Below are 3,052 nucleotides of genomic sequence, written 5' to 3'. Positions count from 1 at the left end.
GCCAGGCCGCCCCACGACAGCCAGCTCACCGCGCCGCGCACCCAGTGCGGCCGCGCGAAGTCCCCGGGCAGCCCCGCCTCCGAGAAGAGGATCCACCGCCGGAAGATGCGCAGGAAGGCGCCCAGCTCCAGGTGGCCCGTGACGACGCGCAGGGGCGCGTGGACGACGCGGTTCTTCCACCCGGCCTCGTGCAGCCGGCGCCCCAGGTACATGTCATCCACGAACTGCCCGGCCGCGCAGCCCACGCCCCCGATGGCCGCGAGCGCCTCCCGGCGGAAGACCATCAGCTGCCCCATGATGAAGGGCAGCGCGCCATCCGGCGCCGCGGCGCGGCGACCGACGCGCCGTACCACGCGTTCACCAGCAGCCCGTAGCCCACGTCCCCCGCCAGCGGCGCGTCCGCCGCCGCGTAGATGGGCGCGAACGTGGCGCCCGTCCCGCCGTCCTCCAGCAGGGCGCCCACCAGCGCCGTGAGCACGCCGGGCGTGGGCCGCGTGTCCGAATCACTGAAGGCCAGCAGGTCGCACCGGGAGCGGGCCACGCCCACCTGCATCGCGTTGAGCTTGCCGGTCATCCCTCGCGGAGGCTCGCCCGCGACCACCAGCTCCACCCGCTTCGCGCGCGTGGGGTGCGCGGCCACCTCCTCGCGGGTGGGGAGGAACGCCGGGTCCTCCTCGCTGTCGAAGACGAAGAGCACCTCCCACTCGCCGGGATAGTCCAGGTCCAGCAGCGCGCGCACGTTCGCCCGCGCGTCCACGTCCAGGCCCCGGATGGGCCGGATGACCGTCACCGAGGGCGGCTCGAAGCGCCTCGCGGGCGGCGCCGGACGCCGCCGCAGGCCGGCCATCAGCTCCAGGTGGCCGTGCACGAGCACGCCCAGCGCCGCCGCCGTCCCTCCCAGGTCGCGCGCGTTCATGGCCGCACCTCCGTGCCCTGTGTCCCCTGTGCCCGAGCGGGTGAGCGCCTCCAGTGGCCCGGCCCCCACCAGTTGAAGTCCCCCATCAGGCGCATCATCGCGGGGACGATGAGCACCCGGACCAGCGTCGCATCCAGCGCGACCGCGATGGCCATGCCCAGCCCCATCGCCTTCACCACCACCACCGAGGCCAGCGTGAAGGCCGCGAACACGGCCACCATGATGGCCGCCGCGCTGGTGATGAGGCCGCCGGTCCGCTCCAGTCCCTCGGCCACCGCGTGGGTGTTGTCGCCCGTGCGCAGCCACTCCTCGCGGATGCGGCTGAGCAGCAGCACCTCGTAGTCCATGGACAGGCCGAACAGCGCGCAGAACAGCAGGATGGGCAGCGACGGTTCGATGGGCCCGGGTTCGAAGCGCAGCAGCCGGTGCAGGTGTCCCTCCTGGAAGATGAACACCAGGGCCCCGAACGAACCGGCCAGCGACAGCAGGTTCATCAGGAGCGCCTTCAAGGGCAGCACCACGGAGCGCAGGAGCACGAAGAGGACGATGCACGTCATCCCCATCACGAACCCCACGGCCGCGGGCGTGTGCCGCTTCACGAAGGCCGCCGCGTCCACGTCCGCCGCGGTCTGCCCTCCCACCTGCCACCGGCCGTCGCCCACCGCGCGGTCCTCGCGCAGCGCGCGGACCAGGTTCCGGGCCTCGACGCTGCTGGGCGCCGAGGACGTCAGCACCTGCATCACCGCCACGTTGCCGGTGACGTACGCGGCCCGCGCGGCCTGGAGCTCCGGCGGAAGGAGCTGGGGCGGCGCCGCGGCCATCCGTTGCACGGTCGCCCGGTCCATGCCGGGGACCAGGGTCACCGCGCTCTCCACGCCCAGCACCCCGGGCAGCGCAGAAATCCGCCGGCTGGCGTCGTGAAGCGCGCCCGCGCGCTCCGGCGTGAGGGGACTGCCGCCCGGGAACTCCACGGCGACCAGCACCCGGGTGGCGGCCTCGCGGGGGAACAGGCGGGCCAGGGTCTCCGCGCCCCGGCGGGCTTCGGTGCCCTCGGGCAGCGCCGTGATGTCCGTGGCCGCCAGTTGCAGCCGCCGGAACGGCAGCCCCATGGCCAGCAGCAACGCCAGCGTCGGCAGCAGCACCCACCAGGGATGCCGCATCACCCAGGTGGCCAGCGCGTGCCACCCGCCGCCGCGGCCCTCCGTGCGCGCGAAGGGCAGCCGCCCCCGGTCCACGCGCGGCCCCAGCCAGGCCAGGAGCGCGGGCAGCACCGTGAGCGCGAAGAGGACCGCGAAGGCCACCACCAGGGCGCCCCCCAGCCCCATGGCGCTCAGGTACGAGCCGCGGAAGAACAGCAGGCCCCCCAGCCCCACCGTGACGGCCAGCCCGGAGAACGCCACCGCGCGTCCCGTGGTGTCCAGGGTGCGCGTCAGCGCCTGCTCCGTCGTCAAGCCACGGGCAAGCTCCGCGCGGAAGCGGCTCACGATGAAGAGCGAGTAGTCGATGGCCACGCCCAGCCCGATGAGCGACACCACGTTGAGCGTGTACTGGGCCATGTTCGTGACGTGCGACAGGAGCAGCACGCCCGCCACGCCGCACAGCACCGCCAGCCCGCCCACCACCAGGGGCAGCATGGCCGCCACCACCGTCCGGAACACCCACAGCAACACGAGCAGCGCGAGCGGGAACGAGAGCAGCTCCGCGCGCAAGAGGTCATGCGCCAGCAACTCGTTGAGCGCGGCCAGGAAGGCCACCTTGCCGGTGAGCGTCGTCTGGAGGCCCGAGCCGTCCAGCGCCGCGCGCACGGCGGGGAACGCGGCGGTGGCCTCGCGCTCGCCGCCCTTGAGCCGCACCAGCGCCAGGAGGTCGTGGCCCGTCGGCGCCACGAAGCGGGCCCGGAAGGCCTCGGGCGCTCCGATGGGCGACACCACCGACGCGACCTCCGGCAGCCGCTGCACGCGCGCCAGCGCGGACGTGACCGCCTGGGCGAAGCGCGGCGCATCGGTCGTCCATTCATCGTGGTGGAAGATGACCGCGAGGGTCTGGTCGTTCGACCCCGCGGAGGCGCCCCGCGCGAGCGCCTCGGCCCGCGCGGCTTCGATGCCCTCGATGGTCCCGGTGGTGAGGTCCCCGGCC

Annotated in this window: 3 protein-coding genes; all 3 read right to left on the bottom strand. The window is 74.1% G+C overall.

Annotated elements, in window-relative coordinates; all coding sequences use genetic code 11:
- The coding region (locus tag ACLEQD_RS40280; RefSeq protein WP_410391248.1) for a glycosyltransferase at positions 1 to 296 on the bottom strand (296 nt) is incomplete at its 3' end.
- Entirely contained in the window at positions 284 to 916 is a 633-nt protein-coding gene (locus tag ACLEQD_RS40275) for a glycosyltransferase (protein WP_410391247.1), read from the bottom strand. The genes ACLEQD_RS40280 and ACLEQD_RS40275, both read right to left, overlap by 13 nt.
- The coding region (locus tag ACLEQD_RS40270; RefSeq protein ID WP_410391246.1) for an MMPL family transporter at positions 913 to 3,052 on the bottom strand (2,140 nt) is incomplete at its 5' end. The genes ACLEQD_RS40275 and ACLEQD_RS40270, both read right to left, overlap by 4 nt.

This window comes from Corallococcus sp. 4LFB (genome assembly GCF_046520365.1).
GTDB classification, from domain to species: domain Bacteria; phylum Myxococcota; class Myxococcia; order Myxococcales; family Myxococcaceae; genus Corallococcus; species Corallococcus caeni.
This window is presented reverse-complemented; position numbering and strand designations above follow the sequence as displayed.